28 protein-coding genes and 1 pseudogene are annotated in these 22,079 nt (G+C 38.9%); 25 read left to right on the forward strand and 4 right to left on the reverse strand.

Features of this window, described 5'->3' with window-relative positions:
- The first annotated feature begins 221 nt into the window (after positions 1 to 221).
- The 10 genes from DV740_RS01080 to DV740_RS01125 all read left to right on the forward strand — a co-directional run bounded on the left by DV740_RS01080 (position 222) and on the right by DV740_RS01125 (position 12,427).
- Positions 222 to 4,802 (forward strand): alpha-amylase family glycosyl hydrolase, encoded by a 4,581-nt coding sequence (locus DV740_RS01080; protein WP_242994186.1) that lies wholly within the window; start codon positions 222 to 224, stop codon positions 4,800 to 4,802.
- 254 nt (positions 4,803 to 5,056) lie between these two features.
- The gene (nifS, locus tag DV740_RS01085; protein WP_117840834.1) at positions 5,057 to 6,235 is read left to right on the forward strand and encodes a cysteine desulfurase NifS; all 1,179 of its coding nucleotides are present in this window, start codon (positions 5,057 to 5,059) and stop codon (positions 6,233 to 6,235) included.
- Between the two features lie 24 nt (positions 6,236 to 6,259).
- Entirely contained in the window at positions 6,260 to 6,697 is a 438-nt protein-coding gene (nifU, locus tag DV740_RS01090) for a Fe-S cluster assembly scaffold protein NifU (RefSeq protein WP_022242477.1), read from the forward strand.
- A 78-nt stretch (positions 6,698 to 6,775) separates the two neighbouring features.
- Positions 6,776 to 7,210, forward strand: coding sequence for an RrF2 family transcriptional regulator (locus DV740_RS01095; protein WP_117698181.1), 435 nt, complete (start codon positions 6,776 to 6,778; stop codon positions 7,208 to 7,210).
- Between the two features lie 154 nt (positions 7,211 to 7,364).
- Complete coding sequence (gene cysK / locus DV740_RS01100) at positions 7,365 to 8,297, forward strand: cysteine synthase A (RefSeq protein ID WP_118087301.1); 933 nt, start codon at positions 7,365 to 7,367, stop codon at positions 8,295 to 8,297.
- A 74-nt stretch (positions 8,298 to 8,371) separates the two neighbouring features.
- Positions 8,372 to 9,679, forward strand: a complete 1,308-nt coding sequence (locus DV740_RS01105) for an O-acetylhomoserine aminocarboxypropyltransferase/cysteine synthase family protein (protein ID WP_118087302.1) — start codon at positions 8,372 to 8,374, stop codon at positions 9,677 to 9,679.
- An 80-nt stretch (positions 9,680 to 9,759) separates the two neighbouring features.
- Entirely contained in the window at positions 9,760 to 10,590 is an 831-nt protein-coding gene (gene pdaA, locus DV740_RS01110) for a delta-lactam-biosynthetic de-N-acetylase (RefSeq protein WP_118087303.1), read from the forward strand.
- Positions 10,591 to 10,673: 83 nt separating this feature from the next.
- Positions 10,674 to 11,039 (forward strand): CidA/LrgA family protein, encoded by a 366-nt coding sequence (locus DV740_RS01115; protein WP_117840839.1) that lies wholly within the window; start codon positions 10,674 to 10,676, stop codon positions 11,037 to 11,039.
- The gene (locus DV740_RS01120) at positions 11,032 to 11,724 is read left to right on the forward strand and encodes an LrgB family protein (RefSeq protein ID WP_117840840.1); all 693 of its coding nucleotides are present in this window, start codon (positions 11,032 to 11,034) and stop codon (positions 11,722 to 11,724) included. Before DV740_RS01115 ends, DV740_RS01120 begins: the two co-directional genes overlap by 8 nt.
- A 46-nt stretch (positions 11,725 to 11,770) precedes the next feature.
- Positions 11,771 to 12,427: a FadR/GntR family transcriptional regulator gene (locus tag DV740_RS01125; RefSeq protein ID WP_118056865.1), complete on the forward strand. Its 657-nt coding sequence runs from the start codon at positions 11,771 to 11,773 to the stop codon at positions 12,425 to 12,427.
- Between the two features lie 176 nt (positions 12,428 to 12,603).
- Here the strand turns inward: DV740_RS01125 and DV740_RS01130 are convergent, their stop codons facing one another.
- The 3 genes and pseudogenes from DV740_RS01130 to DV740_RS01140 all read right to left on the reverse strand — a co-directional run bounded on the left by DV740_RS01130 (position 12,604) and on the right by DV740_RS01140 (position 15,171).
- The gene (locus DV740_RS01130; protein ID WP_117698175.1) at positions 12,604 to 13,110 is read right to left on the reverse strand and encodes a flavin reductase; all 507 of its coding nucleotides are present in this window, start codon (positions 13,108 to 13,110) and stop codon (positions 12,604 to 12,606) included.
- A 111-nt stretch (positions 13,111 to 13,221) separates the two neighbouring features.
- Positions 13,222 to 13,638: pseudogene (locus DV740_RS01135) on the reverse strand (peptidoglycan-binding protein); the annotation flags it as partial.
- A gap of 24 nt (positions 13,639 to 13,662) precedes the next feature.
- Positions 13,663 to 15,171, reverse strand: a complete 1,509-nt coding sequence (locus DV740_RS01140) for a recombinase family protein (protein ID WP_242994188.1) — start codon at positions 15,169 to 15,171, stop codon at positions 13,663 to 13,665.
- A 100-nt stretch (positions 15,172 to 15,271) separates the two neighbouring features.
- Here DV740_RS01140 and DV740_RS14710 point away from each other — a divergent pair, with 100 nt between their 5' ends.
- The 15 genes from DV740_RS14710 (at position 15,272) to DV740_RS01205 (ending at position 21,006) form a co-directional block, all read left to right on the forward strand.
- Positions 15,272 to 15,418 carry a hypothetical protein gene (locus DV740_RS14710; protein ID WP_158561490.1) on the forward strand — a complete coding sequence of 49 codons (147 nt, stop codon included), beginning with the start codon at positions 15,272 to 15,274 and terminating at the stop codon, positions 15,416 to 15,418.
- A 215-nt stretch (positions 15,419 to 15,633) separates the two neighbouring features.
- Positions 15,634 to 16,005: a hypothetical protein gene (locus DV740_RS01145; RefSeq protein ID WP_118087305.1), complete on the forward strand. Its 372-nt coding sequence runs from the start codon at positions 15,634 to 15,636 to the stop codon at positions 16,003 to 16,005.
- A 23-nt stretch (positions 16,006 to 16,028) separates the two neighbouring features.
- Complete coding sequence (locus tag DV740_RS01150; RefSeq protein WP_118087306.1) at positions 16,029 to 16,223, forward strand: hypothetical protein; 195 nt, start codon at positions 16,029 to 16,031, stop codon at positions 16,221 to 16,223.
- Positions 16,224 to 16,636: 413 nt separating this feature from the next.
- Positions 16,637 to 16,885: a type II toxin-antitoxin system Phd/YefM family antitoxin gene (locus tag DV740_RS01155; protein WP_118087307.1), complete on the forward strand. Its 249-nt coding sequence runs from the start codon at positions 16,637 to 16,639 to the stop codon at positions 16,883 to 16,885.
- Between the two features lie 4 nt (positions 16,886 to 16,889).
- Complete coding sequence (locus DV740_RS01160; RefSeq protein ID WP_118087308.1) at positions 16,890 to 17,186, forward strand: Txe/YoeB family addiction module toxin; 297 nt, start codon at positions 16,890 to 16,892, stop codon at positions 17,184 to 17,186.
- A 95-nt stretch (positions 17,187 to 17,281) separates the two neighbouring features.
- Positions 17,282 to 17,527, forward strand: a complete 246-nt coding sequence (locus tag DV740_RS01165) for a hypothetical protein (protein WP_147342269.1) — start codon at positions 17,282 to 17,284, stop codon at positions 17,525 to 17,527.
- Between the two features lie 110 nt (positions 17,528 to 17,637).
- A complete protein-coding gene (locus DV740_RS01170) occupies positions 17,638 to 17,886 on the forward strand; it encodes a hypothetical protein (protein ID WP_242994190.1) in 249 nt (82 codons plus the stop codon).
- Between the two features lie 151 nt (positions 17,887 to 18,037).
- Positions 18,038 to 18,340 carry a hypothetical protein gene (locus DV740_RS01175; RefSeq protein ID WP_118087311.1) on the forward strand — a complete coding sequence of 101 codons (303 nt, stop codon included), beginning with the start codon at positions 18,038 to 18,040 and terminating at the stop codon, positions 18,338 to 18,340.
- Positions 18,341 to 18,390: 50 nt separating this feature from the next.
- Positions 18,391 to 18,612, forward strand: coding sequence for a hypothetical protein (locus tag DV740_RS01180; RefSeq protein ID WP_118087312.1), 222 nt, complete (start codon positions 18,391 to 18,393; stop codon positions 18,610 to 18,612).
- Positions 18,613 to 18,811: 199 nt separating this feature from the next.
- Positions 18,812 to 19,045 carry a hypothetical protein gene (locus tag DV740_RS01185; RefSeq protein WP_118087313.1) on the forward strand — a complete coding sequence of 78 codons (234 nt, stop codon included), beginning with the start codon at positions 18,812 to 18,814 and terminating at the stop codon, positions 19,043 to 19,045.
- A gap of 271 nt (positions 19,046 to 19,316) precedes the next feature.
- Positions 19,317 to 19,619: a hypothetical protein gene (locus DV740_RS01190; RefSeq protein ID WP_118087314.1), complete on the forward strand. Its 303-nt coding sequence runs from the start codon at positions 19,317 to 19,319 to the stop codon at positions 19,617 to 19,619.
- A 15-nt stretch (positions 19,620 to 19,634) separates the two neighbouring features.
- The gene (locus DV740_RS01195; protein WP_242994192.1) at positions 19,635 to 19,877 is read left to right on the forward strand and encodes a hypothetical protein; all 243 of its coding nucleotides are present in this window, start codon (positions 19,635 to 19,637) and stop codon (positions 19,875 to 19,877) included.
- A gap of 94 nt (positions 19,878 to 19,971) precedes the next feature.
- Positions 19,972 to 20,094, forward strand: a complete 123-nt coding sequence (locus DV740_RS15165; RefSeq protein WP_256385583.1) for a hypothetical protein — start codon at positions 19,972 to 19,974, stop codon at positions 20,092 to 20,094.
- Positions 20,095 to 20,128: 34 nt separating this feature from the next.
- Positions 20,129 to 20,359, forward strand: a complete 231-nt coding sequence (locus tag DV740_RS01200) for a hypothetical protein (RefSeq protein ID WP_118087315.1) — start codon at positions 20,129 to 20,131, stop codon at positions 20,357 to 20,359.
- Between the two features lie 431 nt (positions 20,360 to 20,790).
- On the forward strand, positions 20,791 to 21,006 hold the full coding sequence (locus DV740_RS01205; protein WP_118087316.1) for a hypothetical protein: 216 nt from the start codon (positions 20,791 to 20,793) through the stop codon (positions 21,004 to 21,006).
- Positions 21,007 to 21,111: 105 nt separating this feature from the next.
- On the opposite strand, the gene DV740_RS01210 is transcribed toward DV740_RS01205, so the two are convergent.
- Positions 21,112 to 22,014 (reverse strand): carboxypeptidase-like regulatory domain-containing protein, encoded by a 903-nt coding sequence (locus tag DV740_RS01210; protein WP_118087317.1) that lies wholly within the window; start codon positions 22,012 to 22,014, stop codon positions 21,112 to 21,114.
- Positions 22,015 to 22,079 lie beyond the last annotated feature (65 nt).

Consider the following 22,079-nt stretch of genomic DNA (forward strand, 5'->3'; position numbering starts at 1 on the left):
ACATCATGCGAAAATTGTATAAAATGAATCGTAAAAATGCACTTCAAGACAGAAATTAGTTAAAATGCACAAAAAAGAATTTCTTTTTTAGTTTATTTGCGGATAGCGAAAGTAAAAAAATTAGAATATAATTAATTATCGAAAAACTGCGAAAACGTATTCAGAGGGAAAACGTAATCGCAGGAAAGTATAAAATGAAACGACGAAAAGGAGAGGGAAAGATGAGAAAGTTAAAAGAACGCTTTCACAAGAAACATGGTATTGTAAGCAGAATCTTCAGTATGGTACTAGCACTTGCCATGATTGTGACCATGGTTCCGGCAATCGGAAATAGTATGCTTACCAAAGCAGCTTCAAATCCGATGAATGTAACTATTCACTTTATGGAACCAAGTAATTGGGGCTGGACACAGCCAGCGGTACAATTCTGGGGAAATAGCAAGGATTTGCTTTATGTGAGCAATGATGCGAACGGTGGAGAATCAAAAGAAATTCCAACATGGGGAGGAGCAAAAGCTTATTTCTTCAGTGAAGGAACAACAACAAATACAAATGGCGACAAAGATTATTATCTTACTGTCAAAACAGATGCAACAGGATTTCAGTTCTTAGATTTTCAGAATACTGGAAATACAAAGAATCCTGCAAATGATCCAAAGTTAACACAGTATACTGGGGATACACCTACTGATGTTTACTATATTACAAAAGATGGTGGAAAAAGCTTTGCATACTACCTTGACGCAGAAGGAAATACACCAGTTCCTGATTTACCAGAGACTGAGACAACCTTCCTCCTGGTAGGAACACTTCCTGGAACAGGTTGGGATGCAAGCGCAACACCAAACTTTGTGAAATCTGAAACAAACGAGAATGAATACAGCATTTCTATTAAGAATGTTCCGGCGAAAACTTATGAATATAAGATTTTGGAAGATGCTGCTTTAAATGGCTGGAACAAAGCATGGGCGCAGGGCGCAGGTGGAAGTAATATCCAGCTGGAAGTGAAGGCACCGGCAGACATTACCATGAAGCTGGACAAGACAGATGCTAATAAAAAGACAGATGTAACCATTAGTTATATTGAGGCATTGGATGTTGAAACACCAGCACAGGTAGAAAAAGGAGTAGATGTTGCACTTCCAGCAACAGGAACCTATTACGCAGGTGATGAACAGGGAAGCAAGACTGAAGGTGTAGATGTAACTTATACTGCTGTTTCAGAAGGCATCACAGTAAGTGGAGCAACACTTAAGGTTCCAACCTCATATAAAGGAACAGATGTAACTATTCGAGCATCATATAACGGAACAACAAAAGATATTACCATTCCGGTAGTAGATAAAGTTTATACTTATACTATTTACTATCATGATTTCATTGCAAGTCATATGGCAGCAGATGCAAGTTCTCTGTGGATTTGGGAGGATGACGGAGCTGATGGAGTTCTTTATAATTTTTCTGGAACAGAGCAGTTATCCGATGGAAATACATGGCTTAAAGCTACTGTAAAGCTTCCATATTATAAAAATATTCGTATTATTCCAAAGAACTATGGTGATACATGGTCTTGGCAGAATGATACAATTTCATATGACAACACTGCCAAAGATGAAAATGTAACTCTTTACATTACATCAAACAGCAAAAAAGCTTACACAAGCATTCCAGAGCTTGTAGCGCCAAGAGAGCGTTATGTAATGGTAGAATATGACAGACCAGCTGGTGACTATGATGGTTGGAATATCTTTACATGGAACAGTGGATTTGGAAGTGAAGTTACTATTAACCTTCAGGAAATGAACGGCAAGATGGTAGCCAAGATTCCAGTAAAAGATACTACAGCAGATATGATGTTATCTTTCTGTATGAGAAGAAGCACAGCAGATGATGCTTGGGCTGATAAAGATGGTGGAGACCATTATGTGAGTGTACCGGCAAATCAGAATGTTGTAAAAGCAAAATTCGTACAGGGTGAGGGAATCACTGAGGTTATTCCATCAAATGTTGGATGTGTATTGGATGGCGAGAACGGACAGATTCATTTTTATTACAGAGATGATGAGGTGCTTGCTGCCGATAACACACAGGAATCTATTGCAGATAAAGTAAGTGTTACAATAAATGGCGTAGAGCATGCAATGACTTATGATGCTGCAAATGAAAGATTTAGCTATGACTTAACTGACATCACAACAGGAGATTACTGTTACTACTACACAGTAGATGGTGTAGAGAAGCTTGACGCATATAATGCGGAGACAAAAGATTATGATGGAAAGACATGCAGCTATCGTTACTATAAGAAGTTTGATGCAGCTATTACAGCAGAATTATCTCAGTCCTCTATGGATTACAATGACAATAACGTATTGACAATAAAGACAAATCCTGCTGAAGGTGCAGATATGTCTGGATTTGAAGTGGCTACAGCAACAGTAGATTTAAGCGCACTTGGCTTAAGTAGCACTTATGCAATTGACCCAGAATTAATGGAAGCAACAATTTCATGTCTTGATACTACAACTACTGGAGATAAGACCCTTCCGGTAACTGTAAAGGATATATACGGAAATGTATATAGAACAAGCACAAATGTTACAGTAACAGAGAGAGACAAGAAGGATGGAGATTTCGACTGGGATGAGGCAGTAATTTACTTTGCCGTAACTGACCGTTTCTTCGATGGAGATACAAGCAACAATGATGCTTATGGAGTAGGAGACTACGATACAAGCGATAAGGGTGGTTCAAGCTATCATGGTGGAGATTTCGCAGGATTAACACAGAAGCTTGACTATCTCAAGGATTTAGGTGTAAATACCATCTGGATTACACCAATAGTAGAGAATATCACAGATGACCAGCCTGACGCAAAGACAGGTATGGATACGTATGGATATCATGGTTACTGGGCTAGTGACTTCACAAAGCTTAATAAACACCTTGGAACAGAGGAAGAGTTTGCAGCACTTATTGAAGCTGCCCACAGCCGTGGAATGAAGCTTATGGTTGATGTGGTATTGAACCATGCAGGCTATGGCACAGAGAATTACTTCAATAATATTCTCACAGGTGAGGATGGAAATGCAATAAAGATGCTTCGTGACAGCGACAATACTGTTTCAGGAGATGACAAGCAAGATGCACTTTCAGACCTTCCGGACTTCGTAACTGAGGATGCAGAAGTAAGAGACCAGTTGATTGAATGGCAGACCGACTGGATGGATAAATTTGACATTGACTATTATCGTGTAGACACTGTAAAGCATGTTGATTCTACTACATGGTCAGCTTTCAAGAATTCTCTTACAAAAGTAAATCCAGACTTCAAGATGATTGGAGAGTACTCTGGAGCCGGATATGCTAATACAGCCGGAGAGCTTGGAACAGGAAGCATGGATGCACTCCTTGACTTCGATTTCAATGATTTTGCAAAGGATTTTGTAGGTGGAAAGATTTCTACTGTTGAAAACTCATTGTTAAAGCGTAATGGTGTACTAAACAATACAGCAACAATGGGTAATTTCTTAAACAGCCATGATGAGGATACTCTTCAGTACAAGCTTGTAGATAAGAGTGGATTTTCAGAGGAAGAGGCTTATAACCTGATGAAGGTAGCTGCTACTCTTCAGATTACAGCCAAGGGTCAGCCGGTTATTTACTATGGAGATGAGCTTGGTCAGGCAGGCGCTAATGACTGGCCATACCAGACAAATCGTCGTGACTTTGACTGGACAGAGTTAGAAACACAGAAGGCAGACAGCAATAGCATTTACAATCATTACAAGACCATGCTTTCAATCCGTAACGCATACACAGATGTATTTGCAAGAGGAAGCAGAACATCAGTTATTTCATCAGATGAAGATGGCTATGATGTAATCGCAAGAAGCTATGGTGATACTACATTATATGTAGGAATGAATATCAAAGAAAAAGCCACTGAGGTTACTATTCCAGTAAGCGCAGAGGCAGGAAGCAAGATGGAGAACCTTTATGATGGAAAAGAGTATACTGTATCAGCAGACAAGACTGTAACAGTAAGCATTCCAGCAGCAAAGGATGGCGGTACAGTAGTACTGACCAAAGAAAAACAGGAAGATAAGATCAATCTTGACATTACTGTTCCTGGAAAAGACTTCGAAGAAGTTATTGATACAATCGGAAAAGTTGGCGATGGAACTAACATTCGTGTTACAATGCCAGATACCACAAAAGTTCCAGCAGCAGTATTCAATGGCATGATTGGAAAAGATATTACCATTACCTTCAAGCTGAACGACAACGTAAGCTGGATTGTAAACGGAAAGAACATTGTAAGTAAATTAAAAGATGCAATAGACCTCGGTGTAACCGTAGGTAAGAGCAGCATTCCGGCTGATAAGATTAAAGCATTAGCTGGAGACAACAAGACCATTGAACTTTCACTGGCACATGACGGAGCATTTGGATTTGATGCTACACTTCGTGTCAACGTTGGTGCAGAGAACAGTGGAAAATATGCAAACCTTTACTATTATAATGAAAAGACTGGAGCATTAGAATATGTTCAGGCTGTAAAGGTAAATGCAGACGGAACCGTTGATTTCAAATTCTCACATGCATCTGAGTATGTTATTGTACTTAGCAATACAGATATGAAACCAGCAGCATCTACAACTCCGAATGCAACACCTGTTGTAACAGCAGAGAAGCAGGTTAAGACAGGAGATAATACTCCGATTGCATGCATGGTAGTATTGTTATTCGTTGCAGGAGCAGCGGTAGTTGTACTTTACAGAAGACGTAAAAGAGTCTAAGCAGAGCAAAACTGCAAACAGGAGAGTTTAGTTTTTATAATGTATATCGTCTGAAATAAGAGGATAGATGGAAAGGGCAGCGAAAGCTGCCCTTTCCCCTTTTAACCCTCTTGGATAAATAAAAGAACAAAAGGAATAAATCCAGGCAGAAGATTGACATACTATTCCTAAGGTGTTATTCTTAGTTCCGACTGAATTACTTGGAAATAGGACGAAAATAGCTGATAAAGCAAATTGATAAAGGAGGAAAACCGATGGAATTAATCTATCTGGACAATGCGGCAACAACAAGAACGGACGAGCGGGTAGTGGAGGCAATGCTACCTTATTTTACCCGGTATTATGGAAATGCATCTACCATTTATGCATTAGGTGAGGAAAGCCGCAAGGCAGTAACAAAGGCCAGAGATATTATTGCAGCAGGAATCGGTGCGAAACCGGAAGAAATATATTTTACGGCAGGTGGAAGTGAATCTGATAACTGGGCACTGAAAGCAACAGCAGAAGCTTATAAAGAAAAAGGAAAACATATCATCACCAGTAAGATTGAGCATCATGCAATTCTTCATACCTGTGAATGGTTGGAAAGACAGGGCTTTGAGGTAACTTATCTTGATGTGGATGAGAATGGACGTATCAATCCGGCAGATGTAGAAGCTGCAATCCGTCCGGATACCATTCTGATTTCTATTATGTTTGCCAACAATGAAATCGGTACCATCGAGCCGATTGCAGAGATTGGTGCAATTGCCAAGGCACATGGAGTTTTATTCCATACTGATGCAGTACAGGCATTTGGTCAGGAGCCAATCCAGGTAGATGAAATGAATATTGATATGTTAAGCAGCAGTGGCCATAAATTAAACGGACCAAAGGGAATCGGTTTCCTCTATATCAGAAAAGGTGTAAAAATCCGCTCCTTTGTACATGGTGGTGCACAAGAGAGAAAGAGAAGAGCCGGAACGGAAAATGTACCGGGAATCGTAGGCTTCGGTAAAGCTGCAGAACTGGCATTTGCTTCCATGGAAGAGCGTACTGCAAGAGAAAGAGAATTGAGAGATTATATGATTTCCCGTTTTGAAAAGGAAATCCCCTATGTGAAAATCAATGGAGACAGAGAGCATCGTCTTGCCAATAATGTCAATGCATGCTTCCGTTTTGTGGAGGGAGAATCCATGCTGATTATGTTAGATATGAAGGGGATTTGTGCATCCTCCGGTTCAGCATGTACTTCTGGTTCCTTAGACCCGTCTCATGTATTGCTGGCAATTGGACTGCCACATGAGATTGCACATGGCTCACTCCGCCTGACTTTAGGCGCAGATACCACCAAAGAGCAGATTGACACCACGGTAGACGCAATCAAAGAGATTGTTGCACATTTACGCAGCATGTCACCGTTATACGAAGATTTTGTAAAGAACCAGCAGTAATAGAGTAGAAAAGGAGTAACGATTATGTATAGTGAAAAAGTTATGGATCATTTTCAGAATCCGAGAAATGTAGGAGAGATTGAAAATGCCAGCGGAGTAGGAACAGTAGGAAATGCAAAATGCGGTGATATCATGCGAATCTATCTTGATATTGATGATAATGGTGTGATTCAGGACTGCAAGTTTAAGACCTTTGGCTGTGGTGCTGCAGTTGCAACCAGTAGTATGGCAACAGAGCTGGTAAAGGGAAAGACCGTACAGGAAGCATTACTTGTAACCAATAAAGCAGTAATGGAAGCATTAGACGGACTTCCACCGGTTAAAGTGCATTGTTCCCTTCTGGCAGAAGAAGGTATTCATGCTGCACTTTGGGATTATGCTGAGAAGAATGGCATTGTCATTGAAGGCTTAAAGAAGCCGAAGAACGACATCTCTGAGGGTGAAGAAGAGGAAGAATATTAAAAACAATATATTCATATTGACATAGTAGGAAAAAAGGAATATACTGTATCTATGGACATATAGAAATGGAGGTACAGTATGAAGATTTCAACAAAGGGACGTTATGCTGTCCGACTTCTTCTTGATATAGCAATGAATGATGAAGTTGAACCGGTACGTCTTAAAGATGTTGCGGAACGTCAGGATATTTCCATGAAATACTTGGAACAGATTATTTCTACACTGGTACGGGCAGGGTTTGTTAAGAGCATCAGAGGCCCACAGGGAGGATATCGTTTATCAAAGACACCGAAGGAATATACAATAGGGATGATATTGCGTCAGGTAGAAGGAAGCCTTGCACCGGTATCGTGTCTTGAGGATGATGTGAACACCTGTGAGCGTCAGTCAGAATGTGTAACACTTCGTATCTGGAAAGAATTAAACGATGCGATTAAGAGTGTAGTAGACAAGTATACGTTAGAGGATTTGATGGAATGGCAGCAGGATATCAGCAGCGATTATGTCATTTAAATGGACGAGGTCGGTGTGTACCAATGAAACAAAATATTTTAAATAATTTATTTGAAAAAAGTCTTGACAATTGGTACACATCGTTTTATATTATATTTAATCCATATCAAACAGATAGGAAATATATGAATTTAGGGAAAAGGAGATTATTATCATGGCAAACATTTATAAAGGAACATTAGGACTGATTGGAAATACACCATTAATCGAGGCAGTTAATTTAGAAAAGGCATATAACTTAGAAGCAAAATTACTTTTCAAACTCGAATATTTCAATCCGGCAGGAAGCGTAAAGGACCGTATTGCAAAAGCAATGATTGAAGATGCAGAAGCAAAAGGACAGTTAAAAGAAGGTTCTGTTATCATCGAGCCGACATCCGGAAATACAGGAATTGGTCTTGCAGCACTTGCAGCAGCCAAGGGATACCGTATCATTCTTACTATGCCGGAATCCATGAGTGTTGAACGTAGAAACATCTTAAAGGCTTACGGTGCAGAAATTGTTCTGACAGAAGCAAGCAAAGGAATGAAAGGTGCAATTGCAAAATCGGATGAACTTGCAAAAGAGATTCCAAACAGCTTTATTCCGGGACAGTTTGTAAACCCTGCGAATCCAAAAGTACACAAAGAGACAACAGGACCGGAAATCTGGAAAGATACGGACGGAGCAGTAGACATCTTCGTAGCAGGAGTTGGTACAGGTGGAACCGTAACAGGAACCGGTGAATACTTAAAAGAACAGAAAGAAGATGTTAAAGTTGTAGCAGTAGAACCGGCATCTTCACCGGTATTATCCGAAGGAAAGAGTGGAGCACATAAGATTCAGGGTATCGGTGCCGGATTTGTGCCGGATGTATTAAACACCAAAGTATATGATGAGGTATTTCCGGTAGAGAACGAAGATGCTTTCCGTGTTGCAAAAGAAATCGCACACAAAGAGGGTGTATTAGTAGGAATTTCTTCCGGAGCAGCAGCTTATGCAGCAATCGAACTGGCAAAGAGACCGGAAAATAAAGGAAAAACAATTGTAGCTTTATTACCGGACAATGGAGACAGATATTATTCAACAGCTTTATTTACAGAGTAATTTGCAGTAGAATAGAAAAAATCTGATGTAACATCAGAGTGACAGAAATAAATAACAGAACGGAGAAAAAGAAGATGAGCACAAAGAAAAGCAGAGCAGAACGTAATTTAAAATTTGAAACTTTACAGTTACATATAGGACAGGAAAATCCGGATCCGGTGACAGATGCAAGAGCAGTACCTATTTATCAGACATCATCCTATGTATTCCGTAACAGCGACCATGCGGAAGCAAGATTTGGTCTTGCAGATGCAGGAAATATTTATGGAAGACTTACGAACCCGACAGAAGATGTATTTGAGAAGAGAATTGCAGCATTAGAGGGTGGAGTTGCAGCGTTGGCAGTAGCATCCGGAGCAGCAGCAATTACTTATACGATTGAAAATCTTGCACAGAATGGTGACCATATTGTAGCTGCAAAGAATATCTATGGTGGTTCTTATAACCTGTTGGAGCATACACTTCCACAGTACGGCATTACAACAACCTTCGTTGAGCCGGAGCCGGAAGCATTTGAAGCAGCAATCAAAGACAATACAAAAGCATTATATATTGAAACATTAGGAAATCCTAACTCAGATGTAGCTGATATTGAAGCAATTGCAAAAGTAGCACATGCACATAAGATTCCATTAGTCGTAGATAACACTTTTGCAACACCTTATCTGGTTCGCCCAATCGAGTATGGCGCAGACATCGTGGTACATTCTGCAACAAAATTCATCGGTGGACACGGAACAACAATTGGTGGAGTTATTGTAGACAGCGGAAAATTTGACTGGGAGGCAAGTGGAAAATTTGCATCCTTAACTGAGCCAAACCCAAGTTATCATGGCATCAGTTTTACCAAGGCAGTAGGACCGGCAGCATTTGTAACCAAGATTCGTGCAATTTTACTTCGTGATACAGGAGCAACTTTATCTCCGTTCCATGCATTTATCTTCTTACAGGGATTAGAGACGTTATCCTTAAGGGTAGAACGTCATGTACAGAATGCATTGAAGGTAGTAGAGTTCTTAAATAACCATCCACAGGTGGAGCGTGTAAATCATCCTGCAGTAAGTACAGATCCAAAGCAGCAGGAATTATATAAGAAATACTTCCCGAACGGTGGCGGTTCTATTTTTACCTTTGAAATCAAAGGTGATGACAGAAAGGCAAAAGATTTCATCGACAATCTGGAAATCTTCTCCTTACTGGCAAATGTTGCAGATGTAAAATCTCTGGTAATTCATCCTGCATCAACCACACATTCCCAGCTTAGTGCAGAAGAATTAGAAGAGCAGGGTATCAAACCGAATACCATCCGCCTTTCTATCGGAACAGAAAATATTGACGATATTATTGAAGACTTAGAGGAAGCATTCAAGGCAGTAGAGTAAATGCCAGAAAGAATTAAAAAGAAAAGCATGAGATAAAAGAAGTCTCATATACTTTAGAAAGAGTATATGAGGCTTTTTTTATGAAAAAATGGAAAAAGATACTGGCAGTGACGGTAATGCTGGCATTGGTATTTTGTGCAGGCCGTGGGAGCGCAGTGCTGGTAAAAAGCTGGCAGAATGGCGGCTTACTGGGAGTAAATGCAGTGGCATCTACAACAGAGAACTGGGGACTTGGATTTGGTGAATCGGGGACACAGCCAACCGGAAATGCCACACCGGAAGAATTGCGGAAATATAATACATATTATATTGGTAATGACGATGAAAAGGTGATTTACCTGACCTTTGACTGCGGCTATGAGAATGGAAATACGGAGAAGATACTGGAAGCATTGAAAAAGCATGATGTAAAGGCAACCTTCTTTGTGGTAGGGCATTTCTTAGAGACCAGCCCGGATCTCGTAAATAAAATGGTGGAAGAAGGTCATACTGTAGGAAACCATACTTATCATCACCCGGATATGTCAGAAATTGCAGATGTATCGTCATTTCAAAAGGAAGTTGAGGATGTCAAGTCACTTTATGAAGAGATTACAGACAAGGAGATGGTAAAATTTTACCGGCCGCCTCAGGGAAAATATAGTGAGTCAAATCTGAAAATGGCAAAAGAATTAGGTTATTATACTTTTTTCTGGAGTCTTGCCTATGTGGACTGGGACCCGGATAATCAGCCAACAAAAGAAGAGGCCTTTGAAAAACTTACCGGACGTATTCATCCGGGAGCTGTTGTGCTGCTGCACAATACTTCAAAGACCAATGGTGAAATCCTGGATGAACTCATTACAAAGTGGGAAGAGATGGGCTACCATTTTGGTACTCTGGATGAGTTAATCGCAGGTTCTAATTCTTAGAAAAAATTCTTAAATAAAACTTGTCTTTTTACTTCTTTTGTATTATACTCTTTGATTGGTAATACCAATCGGAGGATTTAGAAATGAAGTATTTTAGACAGTTTTTTTTAATTCTGGCAATTTCTTTTGCTGGAGAAATTCTGCATATGGCGCTGCCATTACCAGTGCCTGCAAGCATTTACGGACTGGTGTTAATGCTGCTTGCGCTGGTAACAGGTATCGTTAAGATAGAACAGGTGAAGGACACTGCGGTATTCTTGATTGAAATTATGCCGGTGATGTTTATTCCGGCAGCAGTAGGACTTCTGGACTCCTGGAGCGTTCTGCGTCCGACTATTGTGCCGGTGATTGTCATTACAGTACTTACGACGATTATTGTTATGGTCGTGACCGGAAGAGTGACACAGAATGTGATACGAAAGGGAAGGGAGAAAGAAGAAAATGAATAATTTTGCAGGAGATACCCTTTTCTTTGGTGTAGTAATCAGTCTCATTGGATATGAAATCGGAGCACTGTTAAAGCGTAAATTAAAGCTGGCGCTGTTTAATCCACTTTTGATTTCTATTATTTTTGTTATGGTTGTATTAAGTGTAGGCAGGATTGACTATGACAGTTATTATGAAGGAGCAAAGTATTTAAGCTATCTTTTAACCCCGGCAACGGTATGTCTTGCTGTTCCGTTGTATGAGCAGCTGGAATTGTTAAAAAAACATAAAAGTGCCATTGTAGCAGGAATTATATCCGGTGTCATTGCAAGTGTGGGAAGTGTGCTTCTTTTTGCGGTGATATTTCATCTGAATCATGAGGAATATGTAACCCTTCTGCCAAAATCCATTACCACAGCAATTGGAATGGGAGTATCTGAAGAACTTGGAGGAATCGTAACGATTACGGTGGCAGTAATTATCATTACCGGAGTCTTGGGAAATATGATTGCAGAAGTGGTATGCCGTGTATTTCATATAGAAGAGCCGGTGGCAAAGGGACTGGCACTTGGTACTTCCGCCCATGCAATCGGAACCGCCCGTGCCATGGAAATGGGAGAAGTAGAAGGAGCAATGAGCAGCCTTGCCATTGCAGTAGCAGGACTTCTGACAGTAGCAGCAGCAACTGTATTTGCTAATTTTTATTGATGTATTTATGATACAATAATTTTGCAAGGGATGAAAGGAGATTCAGATGAAGGACAGAGAGTATAAGAGGGTAATGGCATTCGTAAAAGATGGAATACGGAGTGGGGAGTTTCAGGTAGGCAGCAAGCTGCCAACAGAACGTGAAATGGCAGAAACACTTGGTATGTCACGTCCATCTATCCGGGAAGCATTAAAGAGTATGGAGAATATCGGATTGATTGAAAGCCAGCAGGGCTCCGGCAATTATATCTGCTGCAACATGGAAAAAAGCCTTTCAGAAGTAATTAATATGATGCTGCTATTGCAGCAGATAGATAAGGATGAGCTTGCAGAGGCACGCTGCCTTTTAGAACATGCGATAGGTCTTCTGGCAGCTAAAAACATGAGTAAACAGGATATTGCGGAGTTAAAAGCACTGGCAGAATCTATGCAGAATGCTGACCAGCAGAGAAGCTATGAGATTGACCGGGAGTTCCATCAGAAATTAATATTAGGTTCCGGCAACCGCTTCATGATTGCGATTATGCAGGTATTTTCTGAAATTTATAAGGAAAGTATCCGAAAAGGCTGGGAAAATGCAGATGCAGAAAAATTTGAAAAAATGTGGAAGCTTCATGTAGAAATTGCAGAAGCAATCGAAACGGGAGACCAGAGAAAAATCGATGCTGCCGTACAGGCACATTATGATATTATTCATAAGTAAAATGATGGTAAAAAAATGCCCGGTAGTGGTTCCTTTTAGATAAGTCTGAAAAGAACCACTGCCGGGCTTTTTACGCGAGTAGCGAGAAAAATCGCATGCTTGCATGCAGATTTGGCGAGCACCGCGATAACTGCTGGAAACCTGCAAAGCGTGTTTCCCATGGTTACGCGGGTAGCTTAGCGGGCAAGTATTTCTAAGATTTCACCCACATACATGGTGTGAAGGTTGCCATCGGCATACCAGCTGCTTTCGATAGAAGAATCAATAAACTGGTCCGGAGTCATCTTTGTGGCAGATAATTTGCGGCAGATAAATACCAGATTTCCTTCGTCAATATAGGGTGTGTCCTTGCAGTAATCAAGATGCATTCGTGCATTCTCAATTTTATTTTCATCACGTCCGGAAACCGCTCCAAGATATTTTAAAGCTCCTTTATTGGACTCATCTAAAAAGGTCAGTGAAAATGTCTCACCATTATCAATAAATTCTTTGGTATAGCGTGTATCTCTTACAAAGATGTAGACAACATTTTTGCCCCAAAGGACACCAACACCGCCCCAGCTTGCAGTCATTGTATTTGCTTTTTTCTCATCACCTGCGGTGATTAACATCCATTCTTTGCCGATTTTAGTAAACGGATTCATTTCCATAAGGTCAATTGGATATGGTTGAAAAGTATGCATTATTTTTCCCTCCAGTAAATTCGTAATATGCATTTAGTATAGCATTGTATTTTTATAATTACTATGGGTTTGCGGTAAAAAGAATTCCGGAAAAGGTTTAAGTTATGAAATTTATTGATACAATTCTGCAATTCTGGAAACTGCCACATAAATTTCGGAAATACGGTACCAGGTACGGAAATCCACAATTCCGGTAACTGGAAGCCCAAAGATGGACTGGAATTTTTCTACGGCAGCTTTGGTGGCAGGACCATAAATGCCATCCACGGTAATAGTCGGAAGCGCAGGATAGTTACGTGCAATCCGGTTCAGCTGCTCCTGCAGCATCCGCACCTTATCCCCGGTAGAACCAATCTCAAGGTTGCTGCCCGGCCAGGAAGCAGGTACACCACTGATTTCATCCGCCGTGTTGATATACATACTGCTGCCGTAATAGTAGCGCAGAATCTCAATGGTGGAATACCCCTGGTCTGCTAAGTATTTCGAACCCCACTGTGTCAACCTTTTCCAATTTGCGTATGTAGTACGTCTAAAGCCTTATTTTATGCGGGTTTAGAGGGTGTCGGAGCAGTAGAGATAAATGCTTAATTCTTTCTTTTCACTGTCATAGACAATTTTATCAACAATGGACTTTAGCGCATTGCTTTTGGTGACGGTGGAGACATCCTCACTGGAAAGTATCTCATGTACATTCTTAAGCCGGTTGCACATGAGTTCCCTGGTATCTGTTTCCGATGGAGCAGGAGCAGGGGTTAATTCTGCCAGCCGGCTTTCTATTTCTGCCCGTTCTTTGAAAAGAATGGCTTTATTGTCCCGGTATTCTTCTATGGTATCAATGCCATCCCGGTAAGCCTGCCGGATACGTTCTTCTTTTTTCTCAATGTCATGCAGTCTTTCGGTGAGTATCTCATGGGCGGACTGGGCGGCTGGTTCTTCTGACTTGATGATTTTAAACTGGAGCGGTCGCACACCTTCCATAATTTCTTGCAGACCTTCTAATACAGCCGGTTCTAATTTCCGGGCGGAAATCTGATGGGACACGTTGCATTTCCCCTTTAAATATCCATAGCATTGAAAATTCGTGTAGGTTCGTCCGTATCGTTTATCCTTATGAATGGAAGTGGAGAGAGAGCGTCCGCAGGTGTGGCACTTTACCATGCCGGATAACCAGTGCCGGTGCAGTTCCGGTGGCTTGGCATATTTGGGAGTGTATTCTGCCTTGATACGCTGCTGTGCCTTTTCATACTGTTCCACACTGATAATCGGCTCATGGCTGCCATCTCTTATAATCCATTCGGATTCATCCTTTAATGCTTTATTATCGTTGGAATGACGGTTCCAGACGGATTTCCCAATATAAGTAGGATTGCTTAAAATGTAGCCGATACTCCGCCGCTCAAATGGCTTCTTATGTGAGGTAAGATAGCCGAGGTTATTTAAGTGTTTTGCAATTGCAAACATACTGGCACCGTCTTCGGTATACATATCGAATATAGTATGTATGATAAGAGCTTCTTCTGGCACAATAACGGGAGTTTCTTTGGCATGCGGTACTTTATAGCCTAAAGGCGGTCGAGCCTGATTTCGCCCTCTTAAAGCGTTCTCCGTCATACCTCGCACAACCTCACCGGACAGACGGATAGAATAATATTCATCCATCCATTCTATGATTCGCTCAATCAATGAACCAAAAGGACCATCCACCAGTGGCTCGGATACGGAAATGACTTCCACATGGTCTTTCCGGAGCATGGACTTATAGACAATGGATTCTTCCTGATTTCTGGCAAATCTCGAATACTTCCATACCAGAATTACATCAAAGGGATGTTCTTTTGATTTGGCATGGGCAATCATATTCTGGAACTGCGGACGTTTATCCGCTTTACGTCCGGATATGCCATCTTCTTCATAGATATACTGATTGGAGATAATGATATTGTTCTTGGAAGCATAATCTAAGAGCAGCCGCCTTTGAGCGTCCGGGGATAGTTCTTCCTGCTTGCCGGTCGATACCCGGATGTAGAGGGCACCGGTACGCATGGAGGTGTTGTCGGTCATGTTATCACTCCTTTGTTAAGTGTATGAAAAAAGCACATAAATATGAAATCAGGAAATGAAGTACAAGTACTGTAGCATATGATATACTGGAGGTGGCGGTATGAAGGTAAATGTTTATATTCGATTTGGTGAGGATGAGAATTATCGGAATGTTAATACATTAACAGTAGATGAAAAGAAATGTGCCGGAAATAAATTAAATCAGCAGGCAGCGGATAGAATTGTTTTAGTACCAAAGACGATGTGAAGAAAATATATAATATAATTCAGAAAAAACAGGATGCAATATGCCGGGAGGCAGGCCGGAGAGTTCCGGCTTGCCTAACCCTTAAGTTTTAGATATAAATAACAAAACCAAGCAATCATGTGAATACCTCCTGTATATATTATATGCAGTATTGATATATGTATGAGGAAAAGGATGAGAACATTAGGTGAAAAATAGGGAAGGTACTAAGAAAAATGGGAAAGAGAAAAATAAAAAGCATGAAGAGAATGGTTGAAAGAAAGAATGGCAAAACAGCAGTAGAAATTATAGAATATTTTAAAAGTGGAGAGAGTCATCCAAATGAAATATTTCAGATATATGAAGAACTTTCAAAATTTTCGGAAAAGGAAATTGAAGAAGCAATAAAAGAAACAAGAATAGGGGATGCAATAGGAATGAGTTATATTACCGCAATTGAAATGAAGAAAAATGGAAGATGGGATACATATTTGGAAGAGTGGGAGAAGAATAAAGACAAAACAGGAAGAGAACGGTTGGAAAAGTATTTACATGAGCGCGGATTAGATTATATGTTAAACGTTAATCAGGTAAATAGAAGAGAATAATTAAAAACATCAAGGAAAGAGCAATGACAGATATTAAAGAATTACGAAAAAAGATTAGGGAATATGAAAGAAAGTATACGGTTACTGAAAATTCAAGTGAAGCAGACAAATTAATTGCAAAAATACGAAAGAAAAAACATGCAAAAGAAGAATTTTTTGAAACTCAAAATGAAGTAAGGGTTTTCTTAAAATCGAATGCATCTGAAGCAGATAAATAAAAAGTACTTGGATATATAGAATCTTTATCTATGATATGTGCAGCAATCAGAGAGGGAAGACTTGCTATGGATGATAAATAGGTTTTATATAAGTAATTAATTTGATATAGCCGACTTCTATGTATAAGACACTTGAGATAGTATTTTTAGAATATTTAAATATATTTACTTGACGTACGTAAAAACGTACGCTATAATAATTATGACATAAAAAATCTCGTCCATTCATAATAATATAGAATATAAAGAAAATGATATTACAGTGTAAAAGATACAAATTTAGGATACGGTACTAATCAAAATACAGATATAGATACACAGGAATGTTCGAGAAGTTTTACTAAGGAATTTACAAAAAATTTTAGATGAAAAATTAGTGTAAGGAAATACAGAAATAGAAAAGGAGATTTATTATGTCAGCAATTAATATAACAAACGCAAGAAAGGAACTCTACAATCTGGTAGAAGAAGTCAATCTCTATAGTGAACCGACTTTGATTGTAAGTAAGAAGGGGAATGCAGTTCTTGTTTCTGAAAATGATTGGAATGCAATTCAGGAAACGGTATACCTTAATTCAATACCTGGAATGGTTGAATCTATAAAAAAAGGAATGGAAACGCCGATAGAAGATTGTGTATCAGAAGAAGATGTAGAATGGTAATTTTATGTACAGAATTGTCTATACTAAGCAGGCTGTGAAAGATATTAAAAATTTAAAAAGTGTCAGGCTCGACCAAAAAGCAAAAAGATTGGTTGAAGTCATAAAAGACAATCCCTTTCAAAATCCGCCACCTTATGAAGCACTTGTTGGAAATTTGGAAGGCGTTTATTCAAGAAGAATCAATATACAGCATAGGCTGGTTTATCAGGTTTATACTGAGCCTGTGGAAGTAGATGGAGTTGCATATGAGGGAACGGTAAAAATAATCAGAATGTGGACGCATTATGATAAAGTTCGCTAAGAAGAAGCATCGACGGAAAGAAACATCTTTCTGAAGGTGCTTGTTCTATTTGGAATAAAGTTAAAATTTCCAGAGATAATTGAAGAATTCAAAAGATGATAGGAGAAAATAAATTGATACCAGATTTTTTGAAACCGGAAAATATAATCATAGATCCAGAGATGGAAAAATTTGGAACTGCAATAGAAAAATATGAAAAACATTTTGGGGAAGGATTAAATATAGAATTTTATATATGGTCGGTAAAAGAATGGTGTAAGAGTGTGGATATTTGTATTAAGGAAGAAAAGACATTGGATGAACTACTGGGAGAGGAACATGATCCGGAAGCAGATGAATGATAGGAGTAATTGTATCTTATAGAAATATGAGATATAATGCAGATGCAATAAAAATTATGGTTAAATAAGAGAAATGAGATTCCTCATAATATAAGCAGGGTAAAATAATTATGCGTACATATTATTATATATCAGATTTAAACAAAGTTGGAAAAGAGGAAGAGTTCATCCCTTATATTTATGATAAGATAAGAGGGTGGGTTGTAGACCAATCTAATATTCTTATGGATAGAATATTAGGATATGATGACACTGAACCGGAAGATTCTACATATAGGATTGGAAATTTAGATAGGCTTGATAGAATAACAGAGATAACCGAACAAGAAGCATTGAAGAAAATAGAAGAAATGAAGTAGATACCACTAGCCTTTAGGTCAGTGGTATTTTTATATCAGTTTTAATTTTCAAAGAAGTACAAGTACTGCAACATATGATATACTAAAGGTAATAGTATGAAAGTAAATGTTTATATTATATGCAGTATTGATATATGTATGAGGAAAAAGGATGAGAACATTTCAGATAGACAGTGAACCTAAGTGTTTGTATTTCACTAATTATAATAGAATAGAGGAAGAAATTCTGTTTCAAAATGTTTTGGCAAAATTAGAAAGTTGTAAAGAAATTGAAATAGGCAGAAAACAAATAGGTCCGTCGGAAGACTTATACAAATGCAAATGGTCAGATTTGGCATTCTGCTTGGTGTATGACATTGATTATGGAACATATATTCAGGCAGATGATGAAAAAGTAATTCAAAGGTTAAAAAAATTTTTTGAAGATGGAAGCCTTGATATGGATGATAAATAGGATTTCTATATAGGTAATTAATTTGATAATAGAGTTAAAAGGATGGAATGATGTTGGAATTTTTATTGGAAAAGGTTGTTGGAACAAAATATTACTATTCATATTTTCCAGAAGGAAATAGAACTGCGGCTGGTTTGGTTGCAATAGATTATGATAACGATTTAAAGGAAGTTATAAAAGAATCGGAAGAGGATTTTGAAAATATATATGCAAATCATGCGTTGCATGGCATAAAAAGGGGACAAACAGATGGAACGGTGGCTTGGTGCTAAAATTTGAGTAGCCGACTTTTGTATATAAGACACTTTATACTGAGCCTGTGGAAGTGGATGGAATTGCGTATGAGGGGACGGTAAAAATAATTAGAATGTGGACTTAGTATGAGAAAATTCGCTAAGAAAAAGCATCGACGGAAAGAAATATCTTTCTGAAGGTGCTTGTTCTATTCAAAAGATGATAGGAGAAAATGGAATGATACCAGATTTTTTGAGAAGAGAAAACAAAACTATGAAGGTAGATCCAGATGTTGAAAAAATGGGAATTGCAGTAGAAAGGTATGAAAAACATTTTGGGGAAGGAGTAAATACAGAGTCTTATACTTGGCCGATAAAAGAATGGAGCAGGATTGTAGATATTTGTATTAAGGAAGAAAAGACATTGGATGAACTACTGGGGGAGGAGCATGATCCGGAAGCAGATGAATGATAGAAAAAGTTCTACTTAACAAATAAGTAGAGAGAATAACTACTTTTACCTAGCTCTTAAGTTTTATATATTAATAACAAAAACAAGTAATTATATAGATGGTTTATGCTTATATTACATAATGAAAGATGATTTAATTGATTGAAAAAGAGGAAAATGAATAAAGCAGATTTAATTTGTCGATAACAATTGACTTTTGCATAATGAAAATTGAATACTGACGGAGAAAGTGATATGATGCTCTTATAATAAATATAAGGGAGGCACTAACATGAGTAAATTAGTAAATGATAGCGAATTGTATAAGAAATTATCAGACATGTATGATGAAAACAAGGAAACAGGAAATATCAATTTGGAGTTTTTTAATGAATGTGTAGACAAAGCTTTAGATTATAACAAAAGAGAAATAAAATATGTTATATTTACACTTAAATTATTAAATGAAGATAGTGATACGGCAAGTGATATTGCAAATGGGATTTTGAAAGCAGCAAAAGCAATTGTAGGAGATAGCTATAAGGCATCCTTCATTATAGCAGTTTTAGAAACGACATTGGATGAAAAACCGTGAACGGAGGAAGTGATAGTGGACAAACTGGGATACAAAATATCTGAAGAATATAGCCATGAACTTAATGATATTGGAAATAAGTTAGATCAATTGGAACGTGGAAGGATATATGAACTTAGTGGAGCTCAAATGGATGGGTATTTATCAACGAATGTTAGCCAATTAAGAAAAATGATTAATGATTTGCTGAATAAGATTCAGACTGGTAAAGAAGGAATAGCCACAGAGTTGGGAAATATTATGAAAAATCTTAAATAAACATTATTAATACTGTCAGTATTTCACTGGCGGTATTTTTATATCCAAAAACAGGAGAATTGGAAATGGGAATAGTGTGAAGGATACAGTTCCAATGACACTGAAGGAAATTGCGGATAGAGAATGCGCAGAAGATGAGCAAGTAGCGGTATTAGTAATACTGGCAAGAGATATGGTACGGAGTATACAACCATTGCACAGTTTGGAAATGAAATAGCAATCCGAGCCAATGAAGGGGAGAGAAGGCTCCAATGGAAATAATGGTACTAGGACGTGTATATGCTACAGTAGACAAGTTTAACGATATCAAATATATCACATTTCATGATGTACAAAGGGAGAGGGTAAGGCAGATTGATGTAAAAGGAAGAGCACATGTTGGAGCATTGCTACACACGTATAACGGATATGAACATGATGAATATGGAATATATTCTGGATTGTATGGAAAAGAAGAAAAGTTGGTAAATAATGTATTATAGCAGTGGGAACGTAAACGAAAGAAATTGAATTTATAAATGGGATATGGTACATTTAAGGTGCAAGGGCAATAGTTCAAGAAGGAGAACGCTGCGGCGGAACGACGTTTCCGAACAACCGTAGAAATCCCGGTGCAACTCCGGGTGACTTACATAAGGTAGAAGATAGTTTAGGCTGGCAGAACAGGTTGATAGACAAGGCATCGGTTCAATTCCGGTTGACTACCAAGAGGATATATCATAACGGTATATCCTTTTTATGTTTGAAAAATAATAAGGATGAGATTTTTTAATATAAAAAATGGAGGTGACTGAATGAAGCTGAGTAAAGCGGTCAGAAGGCTGCCGAAGTATAAATCTAGAGAAGAAAAGATAGAAGAGTAATGGTGTTAATACAACTATGAAAATCCCAGAGCAGATAGAGAGGATTGGAAATGTCAAATAATACAAGATATTTAGTTCTTACAGATTATGATAATAGAGGAACAGTTATTAAGCAGGAAGGAAGAAAATTTTATGAATATAAGGATGATGAATGGGTAAGACGTGGGCTTGGAATTGGATATTTTTTACCAGATGAGCCAGAGTTTGAATGCTATGAGGAGATAACCGAAGAAGAAGCATTGAGGAAAATAGAAGAAATGAAGTAGATACTACTAGCCTTTAGGTCGGTGGTATTTTTATATCAGAAGCGGCGCGTTGATAAGTTTTCAAAGAAGATTGTTGAGAAAGAAGTTATCCCGCATCCCAAATTTTCACTCCCTACGCAAAACCGAAAAGGGCATCCAGTTCGGGCAGCTTACCCGCTGCCCGTCACAGTACTGTGTCAGAATCGGCTGGCGGACGTTCGGACGGGAAAGGTAGCTGTTAAACATCTCATCGACGATATTGGAAATGTTGGAAAAGATGTTTCTGCCGTAGACAAATTTGTGGTCAAAGGCGGTGGAAGAAGTAATGGTAAAATCATAGCCTTTGTTCCGGTACCACTCCGTATACACCCGGTTCAGGGTAAAGGACATAATCGCTAAAATATTTGCACGGAGAGCTGCATCCGGCCAGGTAGCATAGATTTCGCTGGAGGCAACATTTTTGATGTAATCCCGGTAGCGGACATAGTAGTCGTTGGCGGAAGAATCGCTTGGCGGTCCGTCATGGACAATAACATATTCCGGGATGACAACACGGCTTAAGACAATTTCGCCGCTTTCATTCATCGGCTTGATTTCATCCTCTGGGATTTTCGGCGGAAAATTCCCATAGAGAGTGTTGGCAGTAATAACAATATTTCGTTCCGGGGGATTTTCCACGGTGGCAGTTTCCATCCGGACATTTTGGATGGAAGTTTTATCCGGCAGAACGGAGATTCCGGAAATGTTGATGGGACGGTAGCCGGACGCATTTACCTGAATGGTATATTCCGAGTAAGGCTGGAATTCAGAAGGTTCCATGCTATATTCTAAGGGGGGAGCCGGCAGTTCAACTGCTGCAGTCTGACCGGAAATGTCAGTTGATAGTTCTTCAATGATTTCAGTAGGATTTCCCGTATAGGAAAGACGGATGGAGGCATCTTTAATAGGGAAAAAGCCACGCTCTGTGGTGACATGAATCCGCAGTTGCCCCATGTCCGTGGTTTTTTGCATATAAGAAAGGTTTGACATATGGAAACCTCATGATATTTATTCCATAAAGTATATGCCGGAATGGAGAAAAACGTGTTATACTG

Origin of the sequence: Roseburia sp. AF02-12 (genome assembly GCF_003461765.1) — a bacterium.
GTDB classification, from domain to species: domain Bacteria; phylum Bacillota; class Clostridia; order Lachnospirales; family Lachnospiraceae; genus Roseburia_C; species Roseburia_C amylophila.

Coding starts and splice junctions, on each gene's coding strand:
- DV740_RS01080 (WP_242994186.1), top strand. CDS start 222: ATGAGAAAGTTAAAAGAACGCTTTCACAAGAAACATGGTATTGTAAGC.
- nifS (WP_117840834.1), top strand. CDS start 5,057: ATGGAATTAATCTATCTGGACAATGCGGCAACAACAAGAACGGACGAG.
- nifU (WP_022242477.1), top strand. CDS start 6,260: ATGTATAGTGAAAAAGTTATGGATCATTTTCAGAATCCGAGAAATGTA.
- DV740_RS01095 (WP_117698181.1), top strand. CDS start 6,776: ATGAAGATTTCAACAAAGGGACGTTATGCTGTCCGACTTCTTCTTGAT.
- cysK (WP_118087301.1), top strand. CDS start 7,365: ATGGCAAACATTTATAAAGGAACATTAGGACTGATTGGAAATACACCA.
- DV740_RS01105 (WP_118087302.1), top strand. CDS start 8,372: ATGAGCACAAAGAAAAGCAGAGCAGAACGTAATTTAAAATTTGAAACT.
- pdaA (WP_118087303.1), top strand. CDS start 9,760: ATGAAAAAATGGAAAAAGATACTGGCAGTGACGGTAATGCTGGCATTG.
- DV740_RS01115 (WP_117840839.1), top strand. CDS start 10,674: ATGAAGTATTTTAGACAGTTTTTTTTAATTCTGGCAATTTCTTTTGCT.
- DV740_RS01120 (WP_117840840.1), top strand. CDS start 11,032: ATGAATAATTTTGCAGGAGATACCCTTTTCTTTGGTGTAGTAATCAGT.
- DV740_RS01125 (WP_118056865.1), top strand. CDS start 11,771: ATGAAGGACAGAGAGTATAAGAGGGTAATGGCATTCGTAAAAGATGGA.
- DV740_RS01130 (WP_117698175.1), bottom strand. CDS start 13,110: ATGCATACTTTTCAACCATATCCAATTGACCTTATGGAAATGAATCCG.
- DV740_RS01140 (WP_242994188.1), bottom strand. CDS start 15,171: ATGACCGACAACACCTCCATGCGTACCGGTGCCCTCTACATCCGGGTA.
- DV740_RS14710 (WP_158561490.1), top strand. CDS start 15,272: ATGAAGGTAAATGTTTATATTCGATTTGGTGAGGATGAGAATTATCGG.
- DV740_RS01145 (WP_118087305.1), top strand. CDS start 15,634: ATGGGAAAGAGAAAAATAAAAAGCATGAAGAGAATGGTTGAAAGAAAG.
- DV740_RS01150 (WP_118087306.1), top strand. CDS start 16,029: ATGACAGATATTAAAGAATTACGAAAAAAGATTAGGGAATATGAAAGA.
- DV740_RS01155 (WP_118087307.1), top strand. CDS start 16,637: ATGTCAGCAATTAATATAACAAACGCAAGAAAGGAACTCTACAATCTG.
- DV740_RS01160 (WP_118087308.1), top strand. CDS start 16,890: ATGTACAGAATTGTCTATACTAAGCAGGCTGTGAAAGATATTAAAAAT.
- DV740_RS01165 (WP_147342269.1), top strand. CDS start 17,282: ATGATAGGAGAAAATAAATTGATACCAGATTTTTTGAAACCGGAAAAT.
- DV740_RS01170 (WP_242994190.1), top strand. CDS start 17,638: ATGCGTACATATTATTATATATCAGATTTAAACAAAGTTGGAAAAGAG.
- DV740_RS01175 (WP_118087311.1), top strand. CDS start 18,038: ATGAGAACATTTCAGATAGACAGTGAACCTAAGTGTTTGTATTTCACT.
- DV740_RS01180 (WP_118087312.1), top strand. CDS start 18,391: ATGTTGGAATTTTTATTGGAAAAGGTTGTTGGAACAAAATATTACTAT.
- DV740_RS01185 (WP_118087313.1), top strand. CDS start 18,812: ATGATACCAGATTTTTTGAGAAGAGAAAACAAAACTATGAAGGTAGAT.
- DV740_RS01190 (WP_118087314.1), top strand. CDS start 19,317: ATGAGTAAATTAGTAAATGATAGCGAATTGTATAAGAAATTATCAGAC.
- DV740_RS15165 (WP_256385583.1), top strand. CDS start 19,972: ATGACACTGAAGGAAATTGCGGATAGAGAATGCGCAGAAGATGAGCAA.
- DV740_RS01200 (WP_118087315.1), top strand. CDS start 20,129: ATGGAAATAATGGTACTAGGACGTGTATATGCTACAGTAGACAAGTTT.
- DV740_RS01205 (WP_118087316.1), top strand. CDS start 20,791: ATGTCAAATAATACAAGATATTTAGTTCTTACAGATTATGATAATAGA.
- DV740_RS01210 (WP_118087317.1), bottom strand. CDS start 22,014: ATGTCAAACCTTTCTTATATGCAAAAAACCACGGACATGGGGCAACTG.